Source organism: Lachnoanaerobaculum sp. MSX33, from assembly GCF_000512995.1.
GTDB lineage: Bacteria > Bacillota > Clostridia > Lachnospirales > Lachnospiraceae > Lachnoanaerobaculum.
Genome location: NZ_AZXX01000086.1, coordinates 36,338 through 61,787, shown reverse-complemented (window position 1 = coordinate 61,787; position 25,450 = coordinate 36,338). Strand labels below are relative to the sequence as shown.

Genomic DNA, 25,450 nt, shown 5'->3' with positions numbered 1-25,450 from the left:
TGAATGAAGAAGTTTTTAGCGTTTTTCATGCCGGTATTCGGAGCCATATATTTGAGTGCATATATAAGAAGTGCAATGCTTGATGTGGTCTATACGGATTATATTAGGATAATAAATACCTATCTTAAGGATCCGTTTTCGCCGAAGCCTTATTTTGGCAAGGATGTACTTACAAGATTGCCTATAACATATTTTGAAAGAATGATAAATGTAGCCTTTTTTAAATATTCAACAATGTTTGATATGGCTTTGGGAGTTATATTCCTTTCGCTTATGGGAATTATAATCGGAATATTTATGGCAAACAAAAATTTAAATCTCAGATATTTTATCCTTGTAATGCTGCTGGTTTTTTCACTTTCTCAATGGGAAATGATTACTAACGGAACAGGTTGGGTACATTTTTTTACATTCTTTCTGTTTGCACTGCATTTTTACATACTTGATTCTTATATACACAGGGAAACAAAAGTAAAGTTTGGTTTAAATATTATTCTGCCTGTGTTCACGATACTGTTTGCAGCAGGTTCATATTCACTTGCATATGGTGTTACTTTGATAATTGTATATGTTTTATACACAATTAAGAAAAAGAATAAAATTATGTTTACACTCGCAATACCTGTGATACTTTCCTTGACTGCATTTATGTATTCATACGCAAATTCTTATACGGAACATGCAGGTGCAACAACAGAAAGTCTGACTGCCGTATTCGGAAGAAATCCGTTGTACTTTGTTTTATTCGGGCTAAATACCTTTGCATCAGATATTTTAAGCATCGGTATAGTGGAAAGATATGAAATAGGTATCATTGTAACAAGTATTATAGGAGCTGTAGTTATATTTTTTTATCTGTATGCTCTGTATTTGAATTTTAAATATAAAATATATGAGTCTACATTATTCCCGATGCTTATGCTTGTATCAGGACTTTTAAGTCATGCCATGGTTATTTTGACAAGGTGGATTTTTTTAAATCCTTTGTATGCCATGAGTTCAAGATATGCACTTCAATTTGGTGCGGGGCTTATAGGTGTGATGTTGACATTCGCTTATATGAAAATACATGTAAATAAAGAGAAACAAAGTATGTCACCATTGGCAAAGGCGGTGGTCTCAGTATTTGTATTACTTGTATTTTTAGGAAATATTTCCACTGCCGGAAATGAGCTTAGAATGGCAAAGTATCGTTTGGAAAGCTTTGAAGTGAAGATGGAAGTGGCAAAGAATTTCGAGAATGAAAGCGATGAGACTTTGAAAAAAGTCTTACAATATCATAATCCGAAGAAGACAAGAGAAGCACTTGGTATTATCAAGTCAAAAAAACTTAATATTTTTTCTGAATAGTGATATAAATATTGTAGTTTCCTGTTGATTTGTAAGGTATAAAGAGTGTAGAATGATGTAGTTAATATTTAAATATAAATATTTTTGAAAAGAGGCCTATAAATGGATAATTCTTACGGAATGTTGGCTTTGCAGAAAGCAAATCTATATATTTTACAGGAAATAGATAGAATATGTACAAAATACAAAATAAACTATACTTTGGACTCTGGTACATTGCTTGGAGCTATCAGACATGGGGGATTTATACCTTGGGATGATGATGCCGATATTGCAATGACAAGAGCTAATTTTGAGTCTTTCAGAAAAATTGTTAAGAGAGAATTATCGGATAAGCTGGAATTTATAATGCCTGATGAGTTTCAAGGAGGAAAGGTATTTTACGATTTTACTCCAAGAATTATTTATAAGCCCAGTATCAGACATAAAAAACAGGATAAAAAAGATCCATATGAAGGTAAACTCAATCATCTTTGGGTTGATATATTTATAATAGATAAACTGCCGAACAAAAAAACATTAAAAAAGTTTACACTATTTACTCAAAAGCTTATATATCTTCTTTCCATGGGACATAGAAAGAAGCTTGATTTCAAGAAGTATAAGGGTATGATGAAAATCGCCATATTGTTTTTCTCTATCTTCGGTAAAATAATACCTATGAAATTTCTATTCCGTATACAGGATAAGATTTCAAAATTGTTTTATAAAGGCAGAAAAAATAAAACCTGGTATTACAGCAATTATCAACCGGATTATATCGACATAGAGGTAAACAGCAGATGGTATGAGAAATATATCAAAATTCAGTTTGAAGATATTTCATTATCAATCATAGATGAATACGAAAATGTATTACAGCTGGTTTACGGAGACTATATGACACCTCCTCCAAAAGCTGACAGAGTACCGACACATGGAAGTACGGAGATAGAAGTATATGAGTAAGAAGATTTCAATTATTGTATCTGTATATAATGAAGAGGAAGTTTTATTTGAATTTTACAGAGAGACAATAAAGGTTCTTCTATTAATTGATAATCCATATGAGATAATTTTTGTAAATGACGGAAGTACTGACGGGTCAAGAAGCACTTTGTTTAAATTATCAAGAGATGATGAGAATGTGAAGGTTATACATTTTTCAAGAAACTTCGGACATGAGGCGGCTATGATTGCCGGTATAGATTATGCAAGCGGAGACTATATTGTCTGTATGGATGCGGATTTACAGCATCCGCCTACATTACTGCCTGAGATTATAAGAAAATTTGATTCGGGCTTTGATATAATAAATATGGTCAGAACCGAGAATAAATCGGCAGGTATATTGAAAAATATAACATCGGATGGATTTTACAAAGTGATCAATAAAGTAAGCGATATGAAGCTTGTAAGTAATGCGTCCGATTTCTTCGGAATATCAAAAAGGGTTGCCGACATATTAAGAAATAACTACAGAGAGAAGACAAGATTCCTTCGCGGTTATGTTCAGAATGTAGGTTTCAATACCACAAATATAGAGTATGAGGCAAGAAAAAGGTATGCGGGCGAGAGCAAGTATTCAATAAAAAAACTTTTCAGATTTTCCATGAATACTATAATGACATTCTCAAATCTTCCTTTGAAACTTGGAATGTATGCAGGAGGAATGGCGGCATTTTTAGCTATCATAATGATGATTTATACTGTTGTATCTTTTTTAAGAGTAGGTACACCGAGCGGTTATGCAACAATTATATGTTTGATATGCTTTATGTTCTCGGTACTTTTCTTTATAGTGGGAATAATAGGAGAATATTTGGGACTTATACTGGCCGAGCAAAAGGACCGTCCTTTATATATAGTTGAGGAAAAAATTAATTTTTAAATATAAAGAGCTGTGAAAACGGCTCTTTTTTTGATAGAATAAAAGTATATTTCTAAATTTAAATACATTTCTAAAATCGGAGAGCATATGAATATATCACAGGCAATTTCTAAAAGAATTATATTATTATGTTATGAGAAAAATATTACAATCTATGAATTATCAAAAAGATCCGGTGTTCCCAAGACTACTATAAAAGACATCATTTCAGGCAGGACTAAAAATCCAAGTATTTTGAGTATAGAAAAACTCGCCATAGGATTTTCAATATCCATAGGCGAGTTTTGGAATCACGAAATTTTCACTTACCGTTAAGGTACATATCGGCATCCTTAAAGAATGAAATTATAAGTAAAAGCATTATAATTCCTATAGGAAATGCCGCGATAATGGACACAGTCTGTAGGTTTGACATGGAGTTGTCCGAAAAAATAAGTCCTATAGGCAGCAGTATCAAAAGTATTGACCAGTAAAGCTTTATCTTTTTTGAAGGTTCTTTGTCTTCAAGATCCTTATATGAATAAGATGCGGCTACAAGTGTTATGGAATCAAATGTAGTAGCATAAAATGTAATCATAGCAAGGATCAAAAGTATCATTGCTATAAAAGGCAATGGAAGAGATGATATTACTTCACCTATGGTTTGGTATAGGTTCTGACTTTCATTGTATATCTTTAATAAGTCTAACTGTCCGAACACATTAAGTGCAATACCGTAGTTTCCAAGTATTATAAAAGACATAAATGTACCTGAAAGACCGAATATATATCCGCCGAGTATAACCTCTTTAATTGTTCTGCCCTTTGAGATACTTCCTATAAAAAACGGAGTGGCTACACACCATACCATCCAGTACGCCCAGTAAAATACTGTCCAGTCCTGTGCAAAAGTTGTCTGCCCGGTAGGGTCAATATAAGTTGAAAGTGAAAAGAAATTATTCACAAGGTTTCCAAGCGAAGTAAAACCGAGCTCAAGTATAAACTTTCCATGTCCTCCACCGAAGAATACATATATCAAAAGTGCAAAGAACAGATAAGTACAGCAGGATGCAAGCTTTGATACACCGTCAATGCCCAGATAAGCACAGGCGGAATAAATAATACAGGTCACAATCAAAATAGCTATAGTAAGTATATTATTATTTGAAACACCGAAAAGTTTGGCAACTGTTTGTGAAAGAAGCGGAGTGGCAAGTGAAAATGTAGTGGCCGTACCTGCTATAAGTGCAAATACCGCTATCAAGTCCACAATTTTCCCCCAAATACCGTCAACTTTGGAACCAAGAAGTACTCTAAGTCCTTCTGAATATTTTGCCCTTGTTCTTTTCCTTACATGAAGCATAAAGCCGAAGCATGATGCAAGTACAACATAAAATCCCCATGGAATAGGTCCCCAGTGAAATAAAGGATAGGTAGCCGACCAAAGTGTAGTATCTCCCAGAGAGCTGATTCTGCCTTCATTTGCATAAAGCATCCATTCACACAGTGAATAAAATAATATATCAGCCGCAAGTCCTGCGGTAAACATCATAGTGCCCCATGAAAAGTTTGAATGTTCCTTTTTGCCGCTTCCAAGCTTTATACTGCCGTATTTTGAAAATGCAATATATATGGATAATAAGAATATAAACAAACCGAATATAAGGTAAAATATTCCCAGGCTGTTGTTTAATAAGCTCCTTATTTGTGCAAGTATATTTCCGGCTTGAGCAGGAAATATGAAAAATAACATTACAAGTGATATTACAAGTAAAAAAGGAACTATAGTGACAAAATAATCAATATCAGATTTTTTCATAACACCTCCAAATGTTCAAAATCAAAATATTTACCAAGATATTGAACATGATAACATTTTTATAGCAATAAATCAAGATATAAAAAATATCTTAAAAAAAATGGAATAATCAAAAAAACACTACACAAAACAAAACCCTTTGATATAATATAAAAGTTAGTAAATGTCTAAGGAAAGGTATTCATGTATGATTAAATTTAAAAGACATATTATAGGAATTGTTTCTATAATATTTGCCTTATCTTCAGGAGCCTGTGCTAATTCGGATATAGTCGTCAGAGATTCCTCGATGAATAAAGAGGTAGATGAGCCTGTATTTGAAACTCAAAAAAATATAACTTTGGATTGGACTCAAATAAGAAGTGACGCAGAAGAGCAATTCAATGACAAAACTCTATACCCGATGAGTGATTATATTGATATGGCTTTTAAGGCTGATGAAAATAGGGTATTGCTTATATGGTCACTGTCAAATGAAATCAGTGATGATGAAGCATTGGCATACGGAACTGAATATATTAAAGCAGTAAATGATTATGCCGCAACTCAGGATTTTTCTATAGAAAAATCAAGCGAAAACTCTTATGGCGGACTCTTTGATAAGTATGATCTTGAGGTACAGCTTTTTAGAGAAGATGATATCATGGAAAACTCCAGATATATTGTGAATCAGGTTATTGAAGCAGGGACTAATACTAACTTAGAATTACAGAATAAAAAGGGGGATAAATGAAACTTCTAAAGAAATTTCTGATGGCGTCATTATGTTCATTGATGGTACTTAGTACAAGTATGACATCATTTGCAGGTGTTATAGGTAAGAGTTCATCAAAGTATCCTAAGGTTGTAATGGGTGCACCGGCAGATGCGGATACTTATTTAAACGGTGCCGAAATCCATATGCTCACCTCATCTACAAAGAGTCAGATGATGAGCTTTGTCATTAAGACAAAGAACGGCAAGATTATTGTAGTAGACGGAGGTCTTCCAGAGGATGAGCCACACTTGGTAGAAACTATAAAGAGTTTCGGTAATGAAGTAAGTGCATGGATTTTATCACATCCTCACAGCGATCACGGCGGCGCATTTACAAAGCTTGCAGAGAACGGTTTTGAGGGATTGCAGATAGATGCATTCTACTACAATATAAGAGAGCAGGCATGGTATGACAAATATGAAAGCTATAGAGCCGAGATGGTAAATACTATCAGAAACTCAATAGCAAAATTACCTGCAGGTGTATCTCATATGACAAGCAAGGGTGAGGTTTACTATGTAGACGGTGTAGCCATACATGTACTCAATGATCCTTATTGGATAGAGTCAAACTCTATCAACAATTCATCCGTAGTTTTCAGATTAGACTTTGACAACGGTACCAGAGTATTATTCTTAGGAGATATGGGACCTGCAGCAGGTGAGAGACTTAAGGCGGATGTACCTGCTTCAGAGTTAAAGGCTGATATCGTACAGATGGCTCATCACGGTCAGTACGGTGTAAACAAAGATGTTTATGAGCTCATCGCACCTAAGGTAGCTATGTGGAATGCTCCTGAGTGGCTTTGGGACAATGACGGAGGTTCAGGTTACAATACCGGAAATTATAAGACTCTTGAGGTTAGATCCTGGATGGAAGAGTTGGGAACAAAGAAGAACTTTGTTATAAAGGACGGAGACCAGACCATCAAATAATTTAATACCCAAAAATGATGAACCGGTACAGGTGTTGTGGATTCAATACTTGTACCGGTTTTTGTTTTAATGATAAATAATATAGTGAATTTATGAAAATTGATAGTATAATAAAGATGTTGAAATAGATAGAAGAATGTTGAGGTATTTATGGTAAAGAAAATAGGAATAGTAAGTTTATCAAGCGGTGTTTTAGGAGAAAGCTTTATTAAGCATGAACTTAAAATAGGTCTGGAAAGATTAAATAAATATGGTATTGAGGTTGAATTTTTGCCTAATGCACTTAAGGGTATGGACTTTATAAAAGAACATCCCGAATGTAGAGCTAAAGATTTGATAGAAGCGTTTAAGGATGACTCTATTGATATGATTTTATGTGCAATAGGAGGAGTTGATACATATAAACTTTTGCCATATCTGTTTGAAAACAATGAGCTGAAAAGGCACGTTAAACAAAAAATATTCTTAGGCTTTTCAGATACCACCAAAAATCATTTTATGCTAAATAAAGTGGGAATAAAAACATTCTACGGTCAGGCATTTTTACCTGATATATGTGAGCTCTCAAATGATATGTTGACATATACAAAAAAATACTTTGAGGAGCTTATCAAAACAGGAAAAATAAAAGAAATACGTCCAAGTGAGTTTTGGTATAAGGAAAGAGTAGACTTCAGTGAGAATTCTATCGGAGTTGATATGGAAAAATATAAAAATACCGGATTTGAATTACTTTGCGGTAAGTCGGTATTTAAAGGTGAGATTTTGGGCGGTTGTATCGATTCAATCTATGATATATTTGATAATTCAAGATTTGAAGATACGGTATCTCTTTGTAAAAAATATGATTTATTCCCAAGTCTTAATGAGTGGGAGAATAAAATTTTATTATTGGAGACAAGTGAGAATAAACCTGAACCGAAGCTATATAGAAAGATGATCGGAGCTTTAAAGGAGTACGGAATATTTGATGTGCTCTCAGGTGTTTTAGTCGGCAAGCCTCAAGATGAGGTATATTATGAGGAGTATAAGAAAATTTTAATTGAGGAAATCGGAGATAAAGACTTATCTGTTGTCTATAATATAAATGTGGGTCATGCAACACCAAGGTGCATTATTCCTTTCGGAGTTGAAGCCGAGGTAGATGTGGATAAGCAGGTGATTGTTTTTGATAATTAAATCGGATGCTTGTTGCAGAAATGACTTGAGGAGGTTATGTGTTTTTAAAATATAATAAAAACGAGAAGCTGGAATTCAATTATAAGAGGGCATGTGGCTTATGGTTGATTTTGGTGGCAGCAGTTATTTTAGTGGCTACTTTTGTTGGTGGAAAACAAATCATAAATATGCAGGTGTTTTGCATAGGATATATTGTCAGCTTCTTACTCATAAATACAAATAAAAAAGTGTTAAATAAGCTGTCTGACGGAAGTTCCTCTGAATTTCAAAGAAAAGTATCATTATATGCAATTATTTTATTGGTTGTTTTAATGTCACTACTTGGTGGACCGTTCTTTGCCGATGAGAATTGGAGATTGATTTGGTTGGGAGCATTGATGGCGACCGCAATACACTTTTTTATGTATTACTTTGTACATGGAAAATCAATGATTTATTTAGGTGCTGTTTGTACTTTGAATATTTTGGCAGGATATATTTTCTCAGGCGTTCCTGTAACTGTGATTGCATATATTGATGCGTCAATTAAGCTCATATTCGGAATTTACCTGTTGTTTTTTTCTAAGCCGACAAAACAGAAATGATTTTTATTGTATAGAGGTAAGTAAGTTGAGATATATACTTTTATTGCGTGGTATAAATGTTGGTGGAAAGAATAAAGTCTCTATGGGTGAATTGAAAGTTTTGTTAACTGAATTGGGATTTGAGGATGTTGATTCTTATATTAACAGCGGGAATGTATTCTTTAGCGGTGGGGAAAGCTATGAAAGTTGTATCTCTAAGATAAAACATTTATTGGAAACGAACTTTGACTTTTCAATCCCTTTTACTTTAATTAGTAAAGAAGAGTACTTGAAAGAGAAGGAGAGCCTTCCCAAATGGTGGTATGAAGAAATGGCAAGAAGAGACGTTTTATTCTTTTCCTATGATTTGGATAGAAGCAAAATCCTTGACTTTATAGATAAATCCACATTTTATAATGAAATAGTTTATATTGGAAAAAATGCTGTATTTTGGGGAAAATATGATGAATCGGAATACATGAAAACTACATACCACAAAAAGCTTATAAAACAGGAATTTTATAAGCAGGTAACAATACGGAATGGAAATACATTTGAAAAGATAGCAGAGATCCTTGAAAAATAAAGGCCAGGTTATATGAATAGCTAAGGCCTAATTTTTCCTGTATTTATATCATTTAGATAATACAAAATAAATCTTAAGAAAATAATTTGTTGATTAATTGAAAAGTTAAATGTAATATTTTTATATATAAAGTAGGGTATTTTGTTAATATAAATATTTAAAGTGATAAATATAATATTAAAAATTCTGTGTATATTTATTACACTGATGAATATTGTAGTGGAGGGCAACAAATGAAAAAAAGAATATGGTGTATTGCTTTAGTGTTAGGAATTGCGACAATTTTTAGCGGCTGTGGAGTTAGTTCTAATAAGACAGATGCGGAAACAAATAAAACTGAAATATCCTCATCTGTGGAAGCATCTAAGAAAAAAACGACAAAAAATAAAAAGGATTTAATATGTCCTACGAGACTTGGTTCTCTTGGTTGGTTTGATTCTTTACCTAAAGGTGAACATGTATGTTTTGCTGGTGTGATAGGTGCATTAAGCAATTATCAAAGAGGAAGTGTTACAAATAAAAGAGAAAATGTTGCAGGTGAAACACCGGTAGTAAATCCGTTCAACGCTTTACTTATCAGAGAAAGCTTTACTGAAGAAAAGGCAAAAGATTATGAATTAAAATTTGCTGATAAACTTGAAGAAGTACCGGATATTCTTAGGACACAAAAGTTTTGGGGCATTGGATTAAAGGATTATGCTGGATTAGGTTCCGGTGATGATGATAAAATTGATATAATTGTTGACAAATCTGATAAAGTGAATATAAATGGATTTGATTTTATAAGAGAAGAGGGGCATATAAATTTTTTGAAAGCAGATAATAATGATCAGGATGTAAATAATGCCGCTTATTATGTTGGATATTATTACACAACAAAAGGAGTGGATCCTGCTCTTCTTGAGGAGAATTCTGAGGAAATGATGGGAATGGCTGTATTTGTAACTTTTAGAGAAGGCGTAATTGCATTTTACACAGGAGAGGAAAACGATCGTGGTAAAGATATTACAGAGGAACAGATAAAAGCACTTCATAGCGGATCTGATTTGATTATGAGTACTCTGAGAAAAGAGAAGGGAAAGGCATCATATTCTATTTACTAATTTTGTAACATTGTAAATATAAAAGTGTTGACTATCAAATTATAAAAAGCTGTTTATATAATAGTGTTGAATGGCCCCGTGATAAGGGGCTATTTGATTTTTATATGTATATATTTTATGAAATATACTTATTAAAAAACAAAAAGAAGTAAAATTGTTTATATACGGAAAAACAAATAAAAACAGTTATTTTAAATATTGTTGAATTTATAAATTTGTCGCAGTTTTTATTTTTTAGAAAAAGGGTACAAAGTGGACAATATAATTATAAAAGAAGCGTCTACTGAGAATGCTTTAGCAAGAATAGAATATTCAAAAAAGATAGGATCGGAGACAGATAATTTATCATTTGGAGCGGAAGGCTTTCCGATTTCCGTTGAAGGAGAGGCGGAATATATAAAATCTTTTCTGAAAGATGAAAGATCCTGCTCATTTTTTGCATGGAGAGATGGTGAAATCATTGGAGATGTAAGAATAAGCGGAATGCCAAGAAGGATGAATCACAGGGCGGAACTTGGTATTACAGTCTTGAAATCGGAATGGAATAAAGGTCTTGGAAGCAGATTGCTTAAAATGGCGATAGAGTATGCCAAGTCACATGGTATTGAGATAATAAATCTTGAAGTCAGAAGCGATAATTTTAGAGCGATCCATGTCTATGAGAAGTTCGGATTCAGAAAAATCGGTACATCTTTCGCATATTTTAAAATAGGAGATTCATATATAGATTTTGATATAATGTATCTGGATTTGAGATAGAAAAATGCAGATTTGGAAGGATAGTATAGATAGATATGACCAATAAAGATTTGAAGTGCTTCAAAGAAAGACTGGATTCAATAGATTGGGACAGTGACTTTGAAAAAGCAGATAAAGAAAATTATGAGGTTTTGGACAGCTTATGTGAATATATTAAGACAGAGCTTAAAAGAAATAAAAACTCGGATACTATAGATAAAGCCCTATTACTCCTTGCAGGGAATGTCGGATGTGCAGAGGATTTTGAAAGATACGAAGAAAATTTTGTGAGTAGACTTGAAAAAGAAGGTAAACTTACAAAAGAGTTGGAAGAGTTATTTTACAATAATACGAACAGAAGGCAGGGATAGTGATATATAATTTATGAAGAAGGGATTGAGGATGAAGATAGCAGTCAGTGCCTGTTTGCTTGGAGAAAATTTTAAATATAATGGTGGGAATTTATTTGAAAAGACAGCTAAGATTATTGAGAAGGGAAGATAAATGGACAATATAATTATAAAAGAGGCATTTCCTGAGGATGCTTCAGCAAGAATAGAATATTCAAAAAAGATAGGGGCAGAGACAGATAATCTGTCATTTGGAGCGGAAGGCTTTCCGATTTCTGTTGAAGGAGAGGCGGAATATATAAAATCTTTTCTGAAAGATGAAAGATCATGCTCATTTTTTGCATGGAGAGATGGTGAAATCGTTGGAGATGTAAGCCTAAGCGGAATGCCAAGACGAATGAATCACAGGGCGGAACTTGGTATTACAGTTTTGAAATCGGAATGGAATAAAGGGCTTGGAAGCAGATTGCTTAAAATGGCGATAGAGTATGCCAAGTCACATGGTATTGAGATAATAAATCTTGAAGTCAGAAGTGATAATTTTAGAGCAATTCATGTCTATGAGAAGTTCGGATTCAGAAAAATCGGTACATCTTTCGCATATCTTAAAATAGGAGATTCATATATAGATTTTGATATAATGTATCTGGATTTGAGATAGAGAAATTATAGTTAGAATTTGTGGAGATGACCGGTAAATGAGAACAAAAAGAGTCGTAGTAGAAAAATGGAATCCGCAATGGAAATATGAATATGAAAAGATAGTAGCTTCATTAGGTAAAGATATTATTTACAATTCAATCAAAATTGAACATGTTGGAAGTACATCAGTTGAAGGACTGTCAGCAAAACCCGTCATTGATCTTGATATTGTTATTGAAAAGGACAAATTTGCAATTATTAAAGAATTACTTAATAAAAAAGGATATGAATACGAGGGGGATTTGGGTATTGAAGGTAGAGAAGCTTTTTCATACTCCGGAAAAGAAGAATTAATGACTCATCATTTATATGTATGCCCTCAAGACTCCAAAGAACTCTTCAAACATATTACATTTAGAAATTTTTTGGAAAATAATCCTGCTTTAGCAGCTGAATATTCAAAGGTGAAAGAACAGGCTGCAGTACTCTATCCGGATGATATAGATAAGTATATGGAATTCAAATCGGAAATTATTGAAAAGATTTATAAGAAGTGTAGGTTATTAAAATGAAAATAGCGGTAAGTGCATGTTTACTTGGAGAAAATTGTAAATATAACGGCGGAAATAATTACAGTGAAAAAGTAAGAGCTTATACAAAAGGACATGATGTAATACCTGTTTGTCCGGAAGTCCTTGGCGGACTGTCTATTCCAAGAGAACCTGCGGAAATAGTAAACGGTATAGTCAGTCTCAAGGACGGCACATCTGTTGATAAAGAATTCCGTGAAGGAGCGAGGAGAGCACTTGAGACAGTAAAAGAGCAAAATGCCGATATTGTTATATTACAGTCAAGAAGTCCCTCATGTGGAGTAAATGCAGTATATGACGGTTCATTTTCAGGGAAAATTATACCGGGACAGGGTGTATTTGCCGATTTATTAAGGAGAAACGGAATAAAGGCGATAGATGTAGAGGATTTATAGATAGACAGGGGGCTGCCGGCTTTCTTAATCAAAATATAGAGGTAAATAAATGAATGATTTTGATATATTATTTGATAAGATAAAACAACTGTCTAAAGCTGTTACAGAATCGAATTATTCTGATTACAGTAGACAAGGATATGATATTTTAATATGTATATATGATTTGGGAATTTCAAAAGTTTCTGTATATAATATGTTTTTTGAATATTATAAAAGCTTAGAGGAAGGACTATCAAAAGAGTGGTTTGCGGATATGCTTGATTATATATGTGGATGGTGCAATCCTGAAAAATATATTTGGAAAGATGAGTAATTATAGGCAGCTTTTGGCTGTCTTTTTTGATTGACAAAGAATTTCAAATATTATATACTCAAAAATGTAAACGCTTACATTATTAGAGGGCAAAAAAATAAAGTCTGAAGATATGAAGCAAATATATCGATGTATAAAGCTAAGATGTGGAAGCTGAAAGATAACATTGAAGTAGGTAAAATTATTTCAATGATAACAGATTACTGATGGCAATGGCTGCAGTAGTTAATAAAAAATATTAGGAGTATAATATGAAGGCTAAAGAGAGAATCATCCAATTTGGTGAAGGCGGTTTTTTGAGAGGATTTGTAGACTATTTCTTCCAGAAGTTAAACGATAAGGGCTTGTTTGAGGGATCGGTTGTGGTTGTTCAACCTATAAAGACCGGTATGTGTGAGATGCTTGAAGCGCAAAACTGTGAATACAATCTTTTTTTAAGAGGAGTTGATAACGGTAAGGTGGTAGATGAGCATACTCATATAGATGTTATCAGCAGATGTATCAATCCATATGATGACTATGAAGGATATTTGAATCTTGCAAAGAATCCCGATTTCAGATTTATTGTTTCAAATACAACGGAAGCCGGAATAGTGTATGAAGATGATAACAAGCTTTCCGATAAACCTGCAAACAGCTTTCCGGCAAAACTTACAGCTCTTTTATATGAGAGATTTAAAGCAGGATTGTCGGGATTTATTATACTTTCATGTGAACTTATAGATCACAACGGTGAAGAACTTTTAAAATGTTGTAAGCAGTATGCCTCCAAATGGGAGCTTGGAGCTGATTTTGCTTCATGGCTTGAAAAAGAAAACAGCTTCTGCTCTACATTGGTAGACAGAATTGTTACAGGATTCCCAAGAGATGAACATAAGGCACTTGAGGAGAGAATCGGTCAAAAGGACAATATGATGGATACAGCCGAGATTTTCCACCTTTGGGTAATACAGGGAAATCACGAGGATGAGCTTCCGCTACAAAAGGCAGGTTTTAATGTAGTTTGGACAGACAATGTGGATCCGTATAAGAAGAGAAAGGTTCGCATACTTAACGGAGCACATACTTCAATGGTTTTAGCTGCAAGATTGTACGGACTTGAGACGGTAGGCGAGTGCATGAAGGATGAAAAGGTATCATCACTTCTTAGAAAATCCGTGTTTGAGGAAATAATACCTACAATAGGAGATACCGAGGACAACAGAAAGTTTGGTGAGGCCGTATTTGAGAGATTTTCAAATCCTTTTATCAAACATCAGCTTTTATCAATTGCGCTTAATTCAGTGTCAAAGTTCAGAGCAAGAGTACTTCCTACAATCTTGGAATATAAGGCTGAAAACGGAAAGTATCCTGAGATACTAAGCTTTTCATTGGCTGCACTTATTGCATTCTATAAGACGGACGAGGCAAATGACGGTGAAGAGATTGTACAGTTTATGAAGAGCGCTTCGGTAGCGGATATCTTAAAGAGAGAAGATTACTGGGGTGAGGACCTTAGCGAAATGTATGATATCGTAAACAGATGGTTTGAAAAGATAGAAAAAGACGGTGTAGCGGCTTGCTATGATGAACTCTTAAAATAAGTTGTTTAAAGGTGGAGGAAACTTCACCTTTTTTATTTTGTTCTAAAGGCTTTAGTGTTGGCTGTACATTCTTATTGCCGGGGAAGATATCAATTGAAAAAAATATGAAGAGTGATATAATTCAGTCAAGATATATAGACTGTGAAAATTAATTAGAATTAGGAAGGAGTTAATGACGGTTATTTTGTGTCATCACATACAACTACAGCTATTGGACGTGAGATACAGTTTAATCAAGAGTAGGAAGAAATAAATGGGGGAAATGCCTATGCAAAAAAAGTCGATTGAGCGGATTATCGCATTTGCCATATGCAGTATAGAATTTATTATAATAATTCTTATATTGTGTATTAATGGATATAATTCTATAAAAAAGCCAATAGGTAGTACATATTGTGCAGATCAAATTTTTGATGTAGTGAATTCAGATGCTATTTCTTTTTTTGGAACTGATTTCTATGGAGATGGGACATATATGGACACAAAGACCCGTGAATATAGAAACTATACAATAGATCCCGGTGAGAGTTTTTGTACGATTACATTGGACAACGGCTCATATGCCATATATGATTATAAGAATACAGTTTGTGTTATTACACCGGGAGTAGGGATAAAATATTATACAAGAGTGGGAAATTCAAGCGGAGCATTTGTTTTACAAAAACATGATTAGGAGTAATCAATATTATTTTCACAGTCTATTAATTTAATTGTTTTATGGAGGTTAAGATGAATAATAAAGCTGCAAAGATATCGGTATTTATATTTTTTTGTATTTTCTCTTTAAATATTTGCATCAATTCATTTGGTATCACTTCTCCTTCGAATGATGTTATGATAAATGCTCTTTCAAAAAATGGGGAGCCTAATCAAAATGTTGTTAATAATACAAATCTATTCTTTGTATATAATGCGGTGCCTGTCAGCAAAATTAAATCTGAGGATGAACTTAGAAAACTTGTCTTTGAATCGAATACAGATACTATTGAGATGAAAGACTCCAACTGGGTTGTGACAGAATATAAGCCGTCAAATGAATACTTTGAAAGAATACTTTCGTATGATAAAAACGGTAATCTTTTTGAAGTCGAAAATTTAATTTATGAGGACAAAAATTACACAACAATAGCTTTGATGTCCGAGCTTTTAGGTGAACAATATAATACAGGAATGACAAATATCCTCTTGCTTGGGGCAGACAGAGCCACCCCATTCGGATCGGTATTGTTGGTGAAAGTTTTTGATGATGATTCATTAAAAGTAGGGGTTTTAGTCGATATTGAGAGAGATAAAATTTCTATAAAAAAGGGCTGGTATAGCTTTGATGAAATCAAAAAATTTATAGCTTTATATAATTCAGATAAAATCAGTGTGGGAAATTCAATCATAGTATTAATCGGGGGATTAATCGCTGTTTTATCGGTAGGATTTATTTTATATAAAAAATATAGTATAAGAATTATTTTATAAACTGGTAGATTTTTTAAGTGTATTTTGATGTATTTATATGATAAACTTGCATCAGTACAGATGAAAGGAGAAACAGCAAAATGAGAGTTGTTGTTGCCATTGATTCATTTAAAGGAAGTATGTCTTCTTTGGAGGCAGGTGAAGCTATATCAAAGGGAATAAAGAAAGCACATAAGGATGCGGAAGTTGAAATAAGACCGCTTGCAGACGGTGGTGAGGGTACTGTGGAAGCTCTTTCCATTGGTATGGGTGGAAGACTTATAAATGTTGATGTAACAGGACCTGTAGGGAGAAAAGTAAACGCTGTTTATGGAATAGTCTATTCAAGCAAAACAGCTATAATAGAAATGTCACAGGCTGCAGGCATTACACTTGTAAGCGGTAATGAAAAGAACCCTTTATATACTACAACATTCGGAGTAGGAGAGCTTATAAAGGATGCCATAAATAAAGGCTGCAGACATTTTGTGGTTGGAATAGGCGGTTCCGCAACAAATGACTGTGGAATAGGAATGCTTCAGGCACTTGGATATGAGTTCCTTGATAAAGAAGGTAAGCAGGTAGGATTCGGAGCAAGCGGTGTCAGAGATATTGTAAGCATAAGAGATGAGAATGTAATAAAAGAGCTTTCGGAATGTTATTTCAGAGTGGCATGTGATGTAAACAATCCTTTGTGCGGAAATCTGGGATGTTCTGCAATATACGGACCTCAAAAGGGTGCTACCAAGGAAATGGTAGCCGATATGGACGGATGGCTTAAGAACTATTCAAAAATTGTAAAGGAAAAATATCCCGATGCAGACTGTGAATATCCCGGAACCGGTGCGGCAGGCGGACTTGGATATGCATTCTTTAACTTTACAAATTCAAAGCTTGAATCGGGAATAAAAATAGTCCTTGATGAGACAAAGCTTGAGGAATATGTAAAGGATGCGGATATAGTGGTTACAGGAGAGGGCAGACTCGATCATCAGACAGTTATGGGAAAGGCTCCTGTAGGTGTGGCAAATATCGCAAAGAAGTATAATAAAAAAGTTATAGCATTCTCAGGAAGTGTAACAGAGGATGCAGGAGTTTGTAATGAACACGGAATTGACGCCTTCTTTCCTATCTTAAGAAGAATAGTTACATTGGAAGAAGCGATGCAAACAGATACTGCAAAGAAAAATCTGACAGATACTGCTGAGCAGGTATTCAGGTTATTGTAAAAATAAAATCCCCGGGATTTTGGAATTCACAAAATCCCGAGGATTATTTTTATAATTTAAGATCGCCTGTCTTTACCAGACCCATCTTTTTCACGAACATATGAATAACAGGTGTTATAACAGCCGGAAGAACAAATGATATAAATATAAGTCCTATCCAGTCAAATGAAGTAATGGAAGCTTTGCTTCCGTTTGCAATATCGCTTACCCAACCTGTATACACTCCGATCTGCCCTACAAGACCGCAGGTACCCATACCTGATGATACGGCAGCACCGTTCATTTGCAGTTTAAATATACATGTAGCAATAGGTCCTGTAATCATTGATGCAATACATGGTGCAATCCAGATGCGTGGATTCTTTACTATATTGCCCATTTGCAGCATTGATGTTCCAATACCTTGAGATATAAGTCCTGACCATTTGTTCTCGGGAAAGGAGATAATTGCAAAGCCGACCATCTGTGCACAGCAACCTGCTAAAGCTGCACCGCCTGCAAGTCCTGTAAGTCCAAGAGCCGCACAAATAGCTGCCGATGATATAGGAAGTGTAAGTGCTACACCGACAAGGAGTGAAACCAGTATACCCATAAGGAAAGGTTGAAGGCTTGTAGCCCACATAATTACAGTTCCAAGCTTCATAGCGGCTTTTCCAAGAGTTGGTGCAAGTATAGCTGATAAAAAGATACCGACAGATATCGTTACAAGAGGTGTAACAAGTATATCTATCTTGGTTTCTTTTGAAACCATTTTTCCGACTTCAGATGCTATAATGGCAACAAATAACACTGCCAAAGGTCCGCCTGCACCACCCAGTGCATTGGAAGCAAAACCTACAGTAATCAAGGAAAAGAGTACAAGCGGCGGAGTATTGAGTGCATAGCCGATAGCAACAGCCATTGCCGGACCGCTCATAGCACTTGCCAGAGATCCTACCGTATATTCAACCCCTGCAATAGTAGCAACCGTACTTGTAAGAAAAGAGATCTGAAACTGCTTACCTACAGTATTTATAATAGTACCTATAAGCAGTGAACAGAACAGTCCCTGTGCCATAGCGCCCAATGCATCAATGCCGTAACGCTTGGCTGAAATTACAATATCTTTCCTTTTGAAAAATAACTTTAGCTTTTCCATAGAAGCCCTCCATAGACGTGATTTTTTGTTTCAATGTTTATTCTAGAATTAAATTGAAATTTGTCAAGAAAAAAATATTTATATATTGACGGCTATACTTGTATATGTTAGAATACTTAAGATTAAGGATGCAAAGTCCTTTTTTTTTGGATTTTCAAGTCTAATTCGAACAATGGAGGTGGAGATTGTGCGTACAAAGATAACACTTGCTTGTACAGAGTGCAAGCAGAGAAACTATAATACGACAAAGGATAAGAAAAATCATCCTGACCGTATGGAAATTAAAAAGTATTGTAGGTTCTGTAGAACTCATACAGTGCATAAGGAAACAAAATAGGAGTAATTATGGCTGAAGGAAAAAGCGGAAAGATATCTGACTTTTGGAAGGGAATAAAGACAGAGTTTAAAAAGATAGTATGGCCGACAAAGGATGATATTGTAAAGCAAACTATTGCAGTTATTTCATCATCTATTGTACTTGGTATTATAATATCAATACTTGACTTTATCTTCAAATTTTTACTAAACTTTGTTCTTAAATAGGTGAAAATATGGCAGAGGCACAATGGTTCGTAGCCCATACTTATTCAGGCTATGAGAATAAAGTAAAAGTAGATATTGAAAAGACAATTGAGAATCGCGGACTTCAAGATCAGATACTTGAGGTTACGGTTCCTATGGAGACCATACTTGAAGTAAAAAATGGTGTCGAAAAATCGTCAGATAAAAAACTTTTCCCCGGATATGTTCTTATACATATGTATATGAATGATGAAACCTGGTATGTTGTAAGGAATACCAGAGGCGTTACAGGTTTCGTAGGCCCGGGAAGCAAGCCGGTACCACTCACCGAAGATGAACTTGTAGCACTTGGCTACAGCGGAGATGCCGCAAAGCCTGAAGCAAGACTTGAGGTTGACCTTAAGGAAGGCGATATGGTTACAGTCATCAGCGGAGCATGGAAGGATACCGTGGGAGTGATTACCGCTGTCAACGAAAAGAGGAAAACTGTTTCTATTAACGTAGAAATGTTTGGACGCGAGACAAAAGTAGAGCTCGAGTTCACAGAAGTTAAGAAGATGTAATTTATTACATAGTTGCATTTATTTAAATGCGTGGGAGGGAAATCCCCGAAATTACCACAAGGAGGTGCCATATGGCAAAGAAAGTTACAGGATATATCAAATTGCAGATACCTGCTGGTAAAGCAACACCGGCTCCACCTGTCGGTCCGGCTCTCGGACAGCATGGTGTAAACATAGTTGAGTTTACAAAGCAGTTTAATGCAAGAACAGCAGATCAGGGAGACTTAATCATCCCTGTTGTTATCACAGTTTATGCAGATAGAAGCTTTAGTTTCATAACTAAGACTCCACCGGCTGCAGTTTTACTTAAGAAAGCATGTAAAATCGCTTCAGGTTCAGGCGTACCTAACAAGACAAAGGTAGCTAAGATTACAAGAGCACAGCTTGAGGAAATCGCTACTCTTAAGATGCCTGATCTTAACGCAGCAAATATTGATTCAGCTATCTCTATGATAGCAGGTACAGCCCGCTCAATGGGTATCACAGTAGAAGACTAATTTAGGAGGTAATACACATGAAACACGGAAAAAGATATGTTGAAGCTGCCAAATTAGTTGATCGTAGCGTACAGTATGATGCAAGCGAGGCAGTAGCTTTAATTAAGAAGACAGCAGTTGCTAAGTTCGATGAAACAATAGAATTACATATAAGAACAGGTCTTGACGGACGTCATGCAGACCAGCAGATTCGTGGTGCGGTAGTTCTACCACACGGAACAGGTAAGACTGTAAAAATTTTAGTATTCGCAAAGGGACCAAAGGCTGATGAGGCTTTGGCTGCCGGAGCTGACTATGTTGGAGCAGAGGAGCTTATTCCAAAGATCCAGAACGACGGTTGGTTAGATTTTGATGTTATCGTTGCAACACCTGATATGATGGGCGTTGTAGGACGCCTCGGTAAGGTACTCGGACCAAAGGGACTTATGCCGAACCCTAAGGCAGGTACAGTTACAATGGATGTTACAAAGGCTATCGCAGACATCAAAGCAGGTAAGGTAGAGTATCGTCTTGATAAGACAAACCTCGTTCACGTACCTGTAGGAAAGGCTTCATTCAGTGAGCAGCAGCTTTTGGAGAACTTCCAGAGCATTATGGATGCTATCAATAAGGCAAAACCAAGCACAGTTAAGGGTGCTTATCTTAAGAGTGTAGTTTTAACATCAACAATGGGTCCGGGAATCAGACTCAACGTTGCTAAAATTACAGGCTAATAGCTAATATAATAAAGACGCACAGACTGCCATGTACTCGTAAAGAGTATGTGGCAGTTTTTTGTTATATGTAAAATGCGTATCGTGTTTTTTGTTTAATTTTTGTGAACAGTTAAGAACATAATAAGTATATATAGATACTTTTATATTAAAACTTGAAAATACCAGTTTTATAGATTAAAATATAGGTAAATAAGCATAACGAAAATAGTAGTATATTGTATTTATTGTCAAATAAAGATATCCGTATCCGCCATTATAATGTTAATGTCGGATACATTGGATTATCAGATGAATTAAGGGATTTTAGACGTGTTTTATTAAATTTTAGGGGGTATGATTATGTGTAGTGAAACAAGAAGAATAGAAATAAAGAAGCTCAAGATTATTGTAATAATATCTTTTGTGTTGACATTGCTTTTTTCATCGATGGATATTGCGGAATATTTAAATGACAGAAGAATAAACAGAGCGGAGAAATATCGTGTTGAAGCGGGAATTATTGCAATGCTGGCAGATTTATTAAGAGCAGACCTTGAGTGTATTGATAAGATAGGAAAGGTTCATGATGTATATACGGATAATGATAAGTCATATGCGGTTGAACGGGACATTTCAGATTACATTTATGGGCAAAGTAGGATTTTATATAGATATAAGATTGTAGAAGATGAAAATACACAGAAGTTTATAGATTTTTTTAATGATAATATGAAGCATCTGAGAGTGTGTAAAAGAGATAAAAACGGTAAGCTTACATCACCGCAAACCATATCTGAAACTGCAGGACTGGAAGAGTTTAAAGAAGTAAACAATTTAGATGAACTTATAAAATATATGTATAAAACAGCAGAGGACGGTACATATTATCTGTATGTTCTTAAATACATGGATTATGACGATTCGGAGTTTAAGGGGAAAATAATATATGAAAGAGAAGACGGGACAGAAAAAACTCTATTTGAGGATAGGGCTATAAGTATATGGGATTTGTTTACTAACAGAGATTATTTATATGAAGCTGTTAAGGTGGTGAAGTAAAATAAAGGGGAAATTTGTGTATGAGCAAAGGAAGAAAAGTCAGGCTGATTATTTTTATATTATTGATTGTGATTATTTCAATATATGTAAGTACTCATGCAAAAAGGAAACTGATTATAAAGGAAAATATATTAGTAGGTGTTAGAGAAGGTATATTTGAGAGTAGGCAAAGTATGAGAGAGCTGATAATTCCTACAGGTGTAAAAATGATAAATGAGTATGCCTTTATAGATTGTGAAAATTTAGAAACTGTAAAATTTCCGGATACATTGGAAAGTATCGGTATACTTTCATTTGCAGGCTGTAGAAAAATAGAATATATTAATATACCGGATAATGTAAAAGAGATAGGTGAAGGAGCGTTTTATAAATGCTCAAATTTAAAAAAGGTAGAATTTCCCAAAGGCCTGGAGAAAATAAATGCAACAGCATTTAAAGATTGTACTGCTTTGGAAAAAATAAGTATTCCGCTTGGAGTAAAGGAGATTGGTGAGTCTACATTTTCAAACTGTAATAACCTGACAGAAATAGGGCTTAATGACGGTTTAAAAAGTATAGGAAGTGAAGCGTTTTTGGGATGTGAAAAAATAAAAAGTATAGATATTCCGGATTCGGTCGAACAGATAAATTCCTATGCTTTCAAAGGTTGTAAAAAACTTTCTGAAATAGATATGTCTAAGGGAATAAAATATATTGAGGAAGGTGCATTTGAAGGTACAAAGTATTATGAGAGGGGACTCTGGGAAGATGAGAATGGAATATATATAGGTGATGCCCTGATAAAATATTGGAATAAAGGCAGTGAAATGAAGGTAAAAGATGGTACAAGAGTGATTGCAAGTAAAGCCTGTTCAAATCTGCCTGATTTAATTACGGTTGAATTACCTGAAAGTATTATAGTTGTGGGGGATGAAGCCTTCACAAACTGTAAAAGTCTTAAAAATATAAATATGCCGCAAAGCTTAGAAGATATTGAAGACAGAGCATTTTATGAATGTGATATAGAAAGCATAAATATATCTGAAAAGGTAAAGAATATAGGAAGTATGGCATTTGCAAATTGTAGAAATTTATCTGATATCGATATGGAAAAAACTCCTGACGAATTGGATGCAGGAGTATTTGAGAATACATACTGGCTTGAAAATTTGGAAAAGGATGAATACGGATGTAAATATTTCCAAGATATACTACTTAAATATGAACATGGAGCAAGTTATGTTAAAGTCAGGGAAGGAACAAAGAGTATAGGTAGTGAGGCGTTTTTAAACTCTGAAGGATTAAAAAGCATAGAGATTCCAAAAAGTGTGGAAATCATAGGCAGGGAAGCTTTTAGCGGATGTAAGAATTTAAATGAGTGTATATTTGAAGAAGAAAGCAATATTAAAGAAATTCAATTGGGAGCTTTTAAAGAATGTAAAAGTCTTAAAGAAATAGAGATACCCAAGAGTACAGAATATCTTGGTGTAAAGGCTTTTGAAGACTGTGAAGCACTTGAAAAGGTTGTATTTAAGGAGGGCTGTGATATCAAAATATTGAATATGGGAGTATTTTTTGGTTGTACCGGTTTAAAAGAGATTACTCTGCCTTCAAGATTGGAAGAGGTACACTTTGCAGCTTTTGCATATTGTAAAAGCCTTGAAAAAATAAGATTTCCGGAAAGTATGAAGTATATAGACAGTCTTGCTATAACTATATGCAAGAACCTAAAGCAAATTGAAGTACCTTCAAGTATAAAAGAGGATTTTGCTATAATAAAGAAAAAGATAAACTCTGAAAAGGTATACCCTAAAGTTATATATTATTGAAATTACCTATTAGAATAGCAATATCAGAGGGGAGGATGTTTGTGGGTAACAGAAAGACTAAGATATATTTATTTATTATAACGGGTATAGCCCTTACCATAGCTATAGGTTTCTTTTTGAGCAATTTGAAATGTAAGAAGATTATAGAAGATAATATCTTTTTAGGTATTGAAGACGGTATATTGGAGAAAAGAGAGAATATCAAAAAAATAGAGATACCTGACGGAGTGACAGATATAGGTGATAGAGTATTTTATAATTGTACAAATCTGGAAAATATTACGATACCGGAGACAGTAAAGACAATAGGATTTCATGCCTTTGATAATTGTGTAAAAATTAAAGATATAAAATTACCTGATAATCTGGAAGTAATACAGACAGGGGCTTTTAACAATTGTATTTCACTAAAGAAAATAGAAATACCGAAGGGTGTGAGAGCTGCTTATACGGAAGTATTTTCGGATTGCAGATCTTTGGAGGATATTGTTTTTTTGGGAAATATAGGTGAAATAGAGGACAGTGCCTTTGAGGGTTGCGAGAAGCTTAAAACAATAAAATTTCCTAACAGTCTTGAAAAAATAGGCAAATATGCCTTCAGAAATTGTAGCAGTTTATCTGATATAAATATTCCCGAAGAGATAAAAACTGTTGGAGAAGATGCTTTCTTAGGAACTGATATTCTTAGGAAAGCGGATATTGATGAATACGGTTGTGCATATATAGGAAAAGTATTGGTATATAGTGATGGGGATAAAGAGTATGTTAAGGTTAAAGATTACACCGAAGTAATTGCAGACTGTGTATTTTATGATAATGAAAATTTAAAGAAGATTGAATTTCCGGACAGTTTAGAGAGAATAGGAAATGAGAGCTTCAGATCTTGTAAATCTTTGGAAGAAATAAGCATTCCTAAAGGAGTACATATTATAGGGGAATCCGCATTTATGTATTCGGGATTAAAAAAGGTGAGTTTACCGGAGAGCGTGGTTGATATAGGTGATTATGCGTTTATGGAGTGTATACATTTATCTGAAATAAATATACCGAAGTGCGTAGAAAATATAGGACATTGGTGTTTTAGTAATACCGACTATCTGCTTGATATGGAGTCTGATGAATATGGATGTAAATATGTTGGCGATATACTTCTCGGTTACACAGGTAAAGGTGTGAGAAGAATAAAAATTAGAGACGGCACCAGAATGATAGCAGCGGGAGCTTTTGAAGACAGAGAGTTTATCGAAGGTGTTTATATACCTAAAAGTGTTGAAATAATATGTGAATATGCATTTTATAATTGCTCAAGATTAAAAGAGGTATATTTCAGTGAGGGTAGCAATTTGAGTGAACTTAGGTCATGTACATTTGGTCAGTGTACATCTTTGGAAGAAATAGAAATGCCTGAGAATTTAAAGAAAATACAAGATCATGTCTTTATAAATTGTGCTTTTAAAACTATAACGGTACCTGAAAATGTAGAATATGTAGATCCCTATGCTATCAGTGAATGTTATATGCTGGAAGAGATTAGAGTACCGGAAAAACTGAAAGATGAATATTATTTAGGTAAAATATATATTTTAAAAGATAAATATCATTCAAGCGAGGAATTAAATGAGAGGTTTAAAGAACCTGATGTTGTATTCTATTAAAATAATATATTGTTACAGTACATGGGTAGTATATTTCCATTGTGAAAAATGCCGAAAATTATTTTCTGATTTTATTA

General features: G+C 34.4%; 31 protein-coding genes. 29 read left to right on the top strand and 2 right to left on the bottom strand.

All coding sequences use genetic code 11. The features are described from left to right. Nucleotides 1-3 precede the first annotated feature (3 nt). The 4 genes from HMPREF1495_RS10350 (at nt 4) to HMPREF1495_RS10335 (ending at nt 3,535) form a co-directional block, all read left to right on the top strand. Entirely contained in the window at nt 4-1,350 is a 1,347-nt protein-coding gene (locus HMPREF1495_RS10350) for a hypothetical protein (protein WP_007591266.1), read from the top strand. Between the two features lie 102 nt (nt 1,351-1,452). Further along, nucleotides 1,453-2,298, top strand: a complete 846-nt coding sequence (locus tag HMPREF1495_RS10345; RefSeq protein ID WP_034214513.1) for a LicD family protein — start codon at nt 1,453-1,455, stop codon at nt 2,296-2,298. Further along, nucleotides 2,291-3,220 carry a glycosyltransferase family 2 protein gene (locus HMPREF1495_RS10340; RefSeq protein WP_034214510.1) on the top strand — a complete coding sequence of 310 codons (930 nt, stop codon included), beginning with the start codon at nt 2,291-2,293 and terminating at the stop codon, nt 3,218-3,220. The genes HMPREF1495_RS10345 and HMPREF1495_RS10340 overlap by 8 nt, the downstream gene beginning before the upstream one ends. An 87-nt stretch (nt 3,221-3,307) precedes the next feature. Then, a complete protein-coding gene (locus tag HMPREF1495_RS10335; protein ID WP_007591270.1) occupies nt 3,308-3,535 on the top strand; it encodes a helix-turn-helix domain-containing protein in 228 nt (75 codons plus the stop codon). Here HMPREF1495_RS10335 and HMPREF1495_RS10330 read toward each other — a convergent pair. Next, nucleotides 3,522-5,018, bottom strand: a complete 1,497-nt coding sequence (locus HMPREF1495_RS10330) for a BCCT family transporter (RefSeq protein WP_034214507.1) — start codon at nt 5,016-5,018, stop codon at nt 3,522-3,524. The genes HMPREF1495_RS10335 and HMPREF1495_RS10330 overlap by 14 nt on opposite strands. A gap of 187 nt (nt 5,019-5,205) precedes the next feature. On the opposite strand from HMPREF1495_RS10330, the gene HMPREF1495_RS10325 reads away from it, so the two are divergent. From HMPREF1495_RS10325 to HMPREF1495_RS10250, 17 genes are all read left to right on the top strand, one after another. Beyond that, nucleotides 5,206-5,751: a hypothetical protein gene (locus HMPREF1495_RS10325; protein WP_009662573.1), complete on the top strand. Its 546-nt coding sequence runs from the start codon at nt 5,206-5,208 to the stop codon at nt 5,749-5,751. After that, complete coding sequence (locus tag HMPREF1495_RS10320) at nt 5,748-6,710, top strand: ComEC/Rec2 family competence protein (RefSeq protein WP_034214505.1); 963 nt, start codon at nt 5,748-5,750, stop codon at nt 6,708-6,710. The genes HMPREF1495_RS10325 and HMPREF1495_RS10320 overlap by 4 nt, the downstream gene beginning before the upstream one ends. Nucleotides 6,711-6,860: 150 nt before the next feature. After that, entirely contained in the window at nt 6,861-7,889 is a 1,029-nt protein-coding gene (locus HMPREF1495_RS10315) for a S66 family peptidase (protein WP_034214502.1), read from the top strand. Nucleotides 7,890-7,927: 38 nt separating this feature from the next. Then, nucleotides 7,928-8,473 carry a DUF6609 family protein gene (locus tag HMPREF1495_RS10310; protein ID WP_034214501.1) on the top strand — a complete coding sequence of 182 codons (546 nt, stop codon included), beginning with the start codon at nt 7,928-7,930 and terminating at the stop codon, nt 8,471-8,473. Nucleotides 8,474-8,498: 25 nt separating this feature from the next. Next, nucleotides 8,499-9,038: a DUF1697 domain-containing protein gene (locus HMPREF1495_RS10305; RefSeq protein WP_034214497.1), complete on the top strand. Its 540-nt coding sequence runs from the start codon at nt 8,499-8,501 to the stop codon at nt 9,036-9,038. Between the two features lie 233 nt (nt 9,039-9,271). Continuing rightward, nucleotides 9,272-10,141 (top strand): hypothetical protein, encoded by an 870-nt coding sequence (locus HMPREF1495_RS10300; RefSeq protein WP_034214494.1) that lies wholly within the window; start codon nt 9,272-9,274, stop codon nt 10,139-10,141. A gap of 252 nt (nt 10,142-10,393) precedes the next feature. After that, complete coding sequence (locus HMPREF1495_RS10295) at nt 10,394-10,900, top strand: GNAT family N-acetyltransferase (protein WP_034214492.1); 507 nt, start codon at nt 10,394-10,396, stop codon at nt 10,898-10,900. Nucleotides 10,901-10,935: 35 nt separating this feature from the next. After that, nucleotides 10,936-11,250 carry a hypothetical protein gene (locus tag HMPREF1495_RS10290; protein WP_034214490.1) on the top strand — a complete coding sequence of 105 codons (315 nt, stop codon included), beginning with the start codon at nt 10,936-10,938 and terminating at the stop codon, nt 11,248-11,250. A 13-nt stretch (nt 11,251-11,263) separates the two neighbouring features. Beyond that, a complete protein-coding gene (locus tag HMPREF1495_RS13930) occupies nt 11,264-11,383 on the top strand; it encodes a DUF523 domain-containing protein (RefSeq protein ID WP_242832896.1) in 120 nt (39 codons plus the stop codon). Then, a complete protein-coding gene (locus tag HMPREF1495_RS10285; RefSeq protein ID WP_034214488.1) occupies nt 11,384-11,890 on the top strand; it encodes a GNAT family N-acetyltransferase in 507 nt (168 codons plus the stop codon). Nucleotides 11,891-11,927: 37 nt separating this feature from the next. Continuing rightward, complete coding sequence (locus tag HMPREF1495_RS10280; protein WP_034214487.1) at nt 11,928-12,443, top strand: GrpB family protein; 516 nt, start codon at nt 11,928-11,930, stop codon at nt 12,441-12,443. Continuing rightward, complete coding sequence (locus HMPREF1495_RS10275) at nt 12,440-12,856, top strand: DUF523 domain-containing protein (RefSeq protein WP_034214484.1); 417 nt, start codon at nt 12,440-12,442, stop codon at nt 12,854-12,856. Before HMPREF1495_RS10280 ends, HMPREF1495_RS10275 begins: the two co-directional genes overlap by 4 nt. A 49-nt stretch (nt 12,857-12,905) precedes the next feature. Beyond that, entirely contained in the window at nt 12,906-13,172 is a 267-nt protein-coding gene (locus tag HMPREF1495_RS10270) for a hypothetical protein (protein WP_034214482.1), read from the top strand. Between the two features lie 251 nt (nt 13,173-13,423). Then, the gene (locus HMPREF1495_RS10265; protein ID WP_034214480.1) at nt 13,424-14,755 is read left to right on the top strand and encodes a tagaturonate reductase; all 1,332 of its coding nucleotides are present in this window, start codon (nt 13,424-13,426) and stop codon (nt 14,753-14,755) included. A gap of 475 nt (nt 14,756-15,230) precedes the next feature. Further along, nucleotides 15,231-15,431, top strand: coding sequence for a hypothetical protein (locus tag HMPREF1495_RS14120; protein WP_242832895.1), 201 nt, complete (start codon nt 15,231-15,233; stop codon nt 15,429-15,431). Nucleotides 15,432-15,487: 56 nt separating this feature from the next. Continuing rightward, the gene (locus HMPREF1495_RS10255; protein WP_034214476.1) at nt 15,488-16,228 is read left to right on the top strand and encodes a hypothetical protein; all 741 of its coding nucleotides are present in this window, start codon (nt 15,488-15,490) and stop codon (nt 16,226-16,228) included. A gap of 80 nt (nt 16,229-16,308) precedes the next feature. Further along, nucleotides 16,309-17,436 (top strand): glycerate kinase family protein, encoded by a 1,128-nt coding sequence (locus HMPREF1495_RS10250; protein ID WP_034214475.1) that lies wholly within the window; start codon nt 16,309-16,311, stop codon nt 17,434-17,436. A gap of 49 nt (nt 17,437-17,485) precedes the next feature. Here the strand turns inward: HMPREF1495_RS10250 and HMPREF1495_RS10245 are convergent, their stop codons facing one another. Beyond that, on the bottom strand, nt 17,486-18,574 hold the full coding sequence (locus tag HMPREF1495_RS10245) for a PTS transporter subunit IIC (protein ID WP_034214472.1): 1,089 nt from the start codon (nt 18,572-18,574) through the stop codon (nt 17,486-17,488). 172 nt (nt 18,575-18,746) lie between these two features. Here HMPREF1495_RS10245 and rpmG point away from each other — a divergent pair, with 172 nt between their 5' ends. From rpmG to HMPREF1495_RS10205, 8 genes are all read left to right on the top strand, one after another. Next, complete coding sequence (gene rpmG, locus HMPREF1495_RS10240) at nt 18,747-18,911, top strand: 50S ribosomal protein L33 (protein ID WP_278321299.1); 165 nt, start codon at nt 18,747-18,749, stop codon at nt 18,909-18,911. A gap of 8 nt (nt 18,912-18,919) precedes the next feature. Next, nucleotides 18,920-19,117, top strand: coding sequence for a preprotein translocase subunit SecE (gene secE / locus HMPREF1495_RS10235; RefSeq protein ID WP_007591298.1), 198 nt, complete (start codon nt 18,920-18,922; stop codon nt 19,115-19,117). Nucleotides 19,118-19,125: 8 nt separating this feature from the next. Further along, nucleotides 19,126-19,659, top strand: a complete 534-nt coding sequence (nusG, locus tag HMPREF1495_RS10230) for a transcription termination/antitermination protein NusG (protein WP_034214470.1) — start codon at nt 19,126-19,128, stop codon at nt 19,657-19,659. 71 nt (nt 19,660-19,730) lie between these two features. Next, entirely contained in the window at nt 19,731-20,156 is a 426-nt protein-coding gene (gene rplK / locus HMPREF1495_RS10225) for a 50S ribosomal protein L11 (protein WP_009662424.1), read from the top strand. A 17-nt stretch (nt 20,157-20,173) separates the two neighbouring features. Then, the gene (gene rplA, locus HMPREF1495_RS10220) at nt 20,174-20,869 is read left to right on the top strand and encodes a 50S ribosomal protein L1 (protein ID WP_007591304.1); all 696 of its coding nucleotides are present in this window, start codon (nt 20,174-20,176) and stop codon (nt 20,867-20,869) included. Nucleotides 20,870-21,211: 342 nt separating this feature from the next. After that, on the top strand, nt 21,212-21,910 hold the full coding sequence (locus HMPREF1495_RS10215) for a hypothetical protein (RefSeq protein ID WP_034214468.1): 699 nt from the start codon (nt 21,212-21,214) through the stop codon (nt 21,908-21,910). 20 nt (nt 21,911-21,930) lie between these two features. After that, entirely contained in the window at nt 21,931-23,718 is a 1,788-nt protein-coding gene (locus HMPREF1495_RS10210) for a leucine-rich repeat domain-containing protein (protein ID WP_034214465.1), read from the top strand. 35 nt (nt 23,719-23,753) lie between these two features. Then, nucleotides 23,754-25,373, top strand: coding sequence for a leucine-rich repeat domain-containing protein (locus tag HMPREF1495_RS10205; protein WP_034214463.1), 1,620 nt, complete (start codon nt 23,754-23,756; stop codon nt 25,371-25,373). Nucleotides 25,374-25,450 lie beyond the last annotated feature (77 nt).

Bases quoted from the DNA above. Each gene is read 5' to 3' on its own strand.
- HMPREF1495_RS10315 (WP_034214502.1), top strand. From the start codon at position 6,861: ATGGTAAAGAAAATAGGAATAGTAAGTTTATCAAGCGGTGTTTTAGGA.
- HMPREF1495_RS10265 (WP_034214480.1), top strand. From the start codon at position 13,424: ATGAAGGCTAAAGAGAGAATCATCCAATTTGGTGAAGGCGGTTTTTTG.
- HMPREF1495_RS10205 (WP_034214463.1), top strand. From the start codon at position 23,754: ATGTTTGTGGGTAACAGAAAGACTAAGATATATTTATTTATTATAACG.
- HMPREF1495_RS10290 (WP_034214490.1), top strand. From the start codon at position 10,936: ATGACCAATAAAGATTTGAAGTGCTTCAAAGAAAGACTGGATTCAATA.
- secE (WP_007591298.1), top strand. From the start codon at position 18,920: ATGGCTGAAGGAAAAAGCGGAAAGATATCTGACTTTTGGAAGGGAATA.
- rpmG (WP_278321299.1), top strand. From the start codon at position 18,747: ATGGAGGTGGAGATTGTGCGTACAAAGATAACACTTGCTTGTACAGAG.
- HMPREF1495_RS13930 (WP_242832896.1), top strand. From the start codon at position 11,264: ATGAAGAAGGGATTGAGGATGAAGATAGCAGTCAGTGCCTGTTTGCTT.
- HMPREF1495_RS10320 (WP_034214505.1), top strand. From the start codon at position 5,748: ATGAAACTTCTAAAGAAATTTCTGATGGCGTCATTATGTTCATTGATG.
- HMPREF1495_RS10280 (WP_034214487.1), top strand. From the start codon at position 11,928: ATGAGAACAAAAAGAGTCGTAGTAGAAAAATGGAATCCGCAATGGAAA.
- rplA (WP_007591304.1), top strand. From the start codon at position 20,174: ATGAAACACGGAAAAAGATATGTTGAAGCTGCCAAATTAGTTGATCGT.
- HMPREF1495_RS10325 (WP_009662573.1), top strand. From the start codon at position 5,206: ATGATTAAATTTAAAAGACATATTATAGGAATTGTTTCTATAATATTT.
- HMPREF1495_RS10350 (WP_007591266.1), top strand. From the start codon at position 4: ATGAAGAAGTTTTTAGCGTTTTTCATGCCGGTATTCGGAGCCATATAT.
- HMPREF1495_RS10255 (WP_034214476.1), top strand. From the start codon at position 15,488: ATGAATAATAAAGCTGCAAAGATATCGGTATTTATATTTTTTTGTATT.
- HMPREF1495_RS10285 (WP_034214488.1), top strand. From the start codon at position 11,384: ATGGACAATATAATTATAAAAGAGGCATTTCCTGAGGATGCTTCAGCA.
- HMPREF1495_RS10335 (WP_007591270.1), top strand. From the start codon at position 3,308: ATGAATATATCACAGGCAATTTCTAAAAGAATTATATTATTATGTTAT.
- HMPREF1495_RS14120 (WP_242832895.1), top strand. From the start codon at position 15,231: ATGGACACAAAGACCCGTGAATATAGAAACTATACAATAGATCCCGGT.
- HMPREF1495_RS10250 (WP_034214475.1), top strand. From the start codon at position 16,309: ATGAGAGTTGTTGTTGCCATTGATTCATTTAAAGGAAGTATGTCTTCT.
- HMPREF1495_RS10275 (WP_034214484.1), top strand. From the start codon at position 12,440: ATGAAAATAGCGGTAAGTGCATGTTTACTTGGAGAAAATTGTAAATAT.
- HMPREF1495_RS10345 (WP_034214513.1), top strand. From the start codon at position 1,453: ATGGATAATTCTTACGGAATGTTGGCTTTGCAGAAAGCAAATCTATAT.
- HMPREF1495_RS10215 (WP_034214468.1), top strand. From the start codon at position 21,212: ATGTGTAGTGAAACAAGAAGAATAGAAATAAAGAAGCTCAAGATTATT.
- rplK (WP_009662424.1), top strand. From the start codon at position 19,731: ATGGCAAAGAAAGTTACAGGATATATCAAATTGCAGATACCTGCTGGT.
- HMPREF1495_RS10270 (WP_034214482.1), top strand. From the start codon at position 12,906: ATGAATGATTTTGATATATTATTTGATAAGATAAAACAACTGTCTAAA.
- nusG (WP_034214470.1), top strand. From the start codon at position 19,126: ATGGCAGAGGCACAATGGTTCGTAGCCCATACTTATTCAGGCTATGAG.
- HMPREF1495_RS10245 (WP_034214472.1), bottom strand. From the start codon at position 18,574: ATGGAAAAGCTAAAGTTATTTTTCAAAAGGAAAGATATTGTAATTTCA.
- HMPREF1495_RS10210 (WP_034214465.1), top strand. From the start codon at position 21,931: ATGAGCAAAGGAAGAAAAGTCAGGCTGATTATTTTTATATTATTGATT.
- HMPREF1495_RS10340 (WP_034214510.1), top strand. From the start codon at position 2,291: ATGAGTAAGAAGATTTCAATTATTGTATCTGTATATAATGAAGAGGAA.
- HMPREF1495_RS10300 (WP_034214494.1), top strand. From the start codon at position 9,272: ATGAAAAAAAGAATATGGTGTATTGCTTTAGTGTTAGGAATTGCGACA.
- HMPREF1495_RS10330 (WP_034214507.1), bottom strand. From the start codon at position 5,018: ATGAAAAAATCTGATATTGATTATTTTGTCACTATAGTTCCTTTTTTA.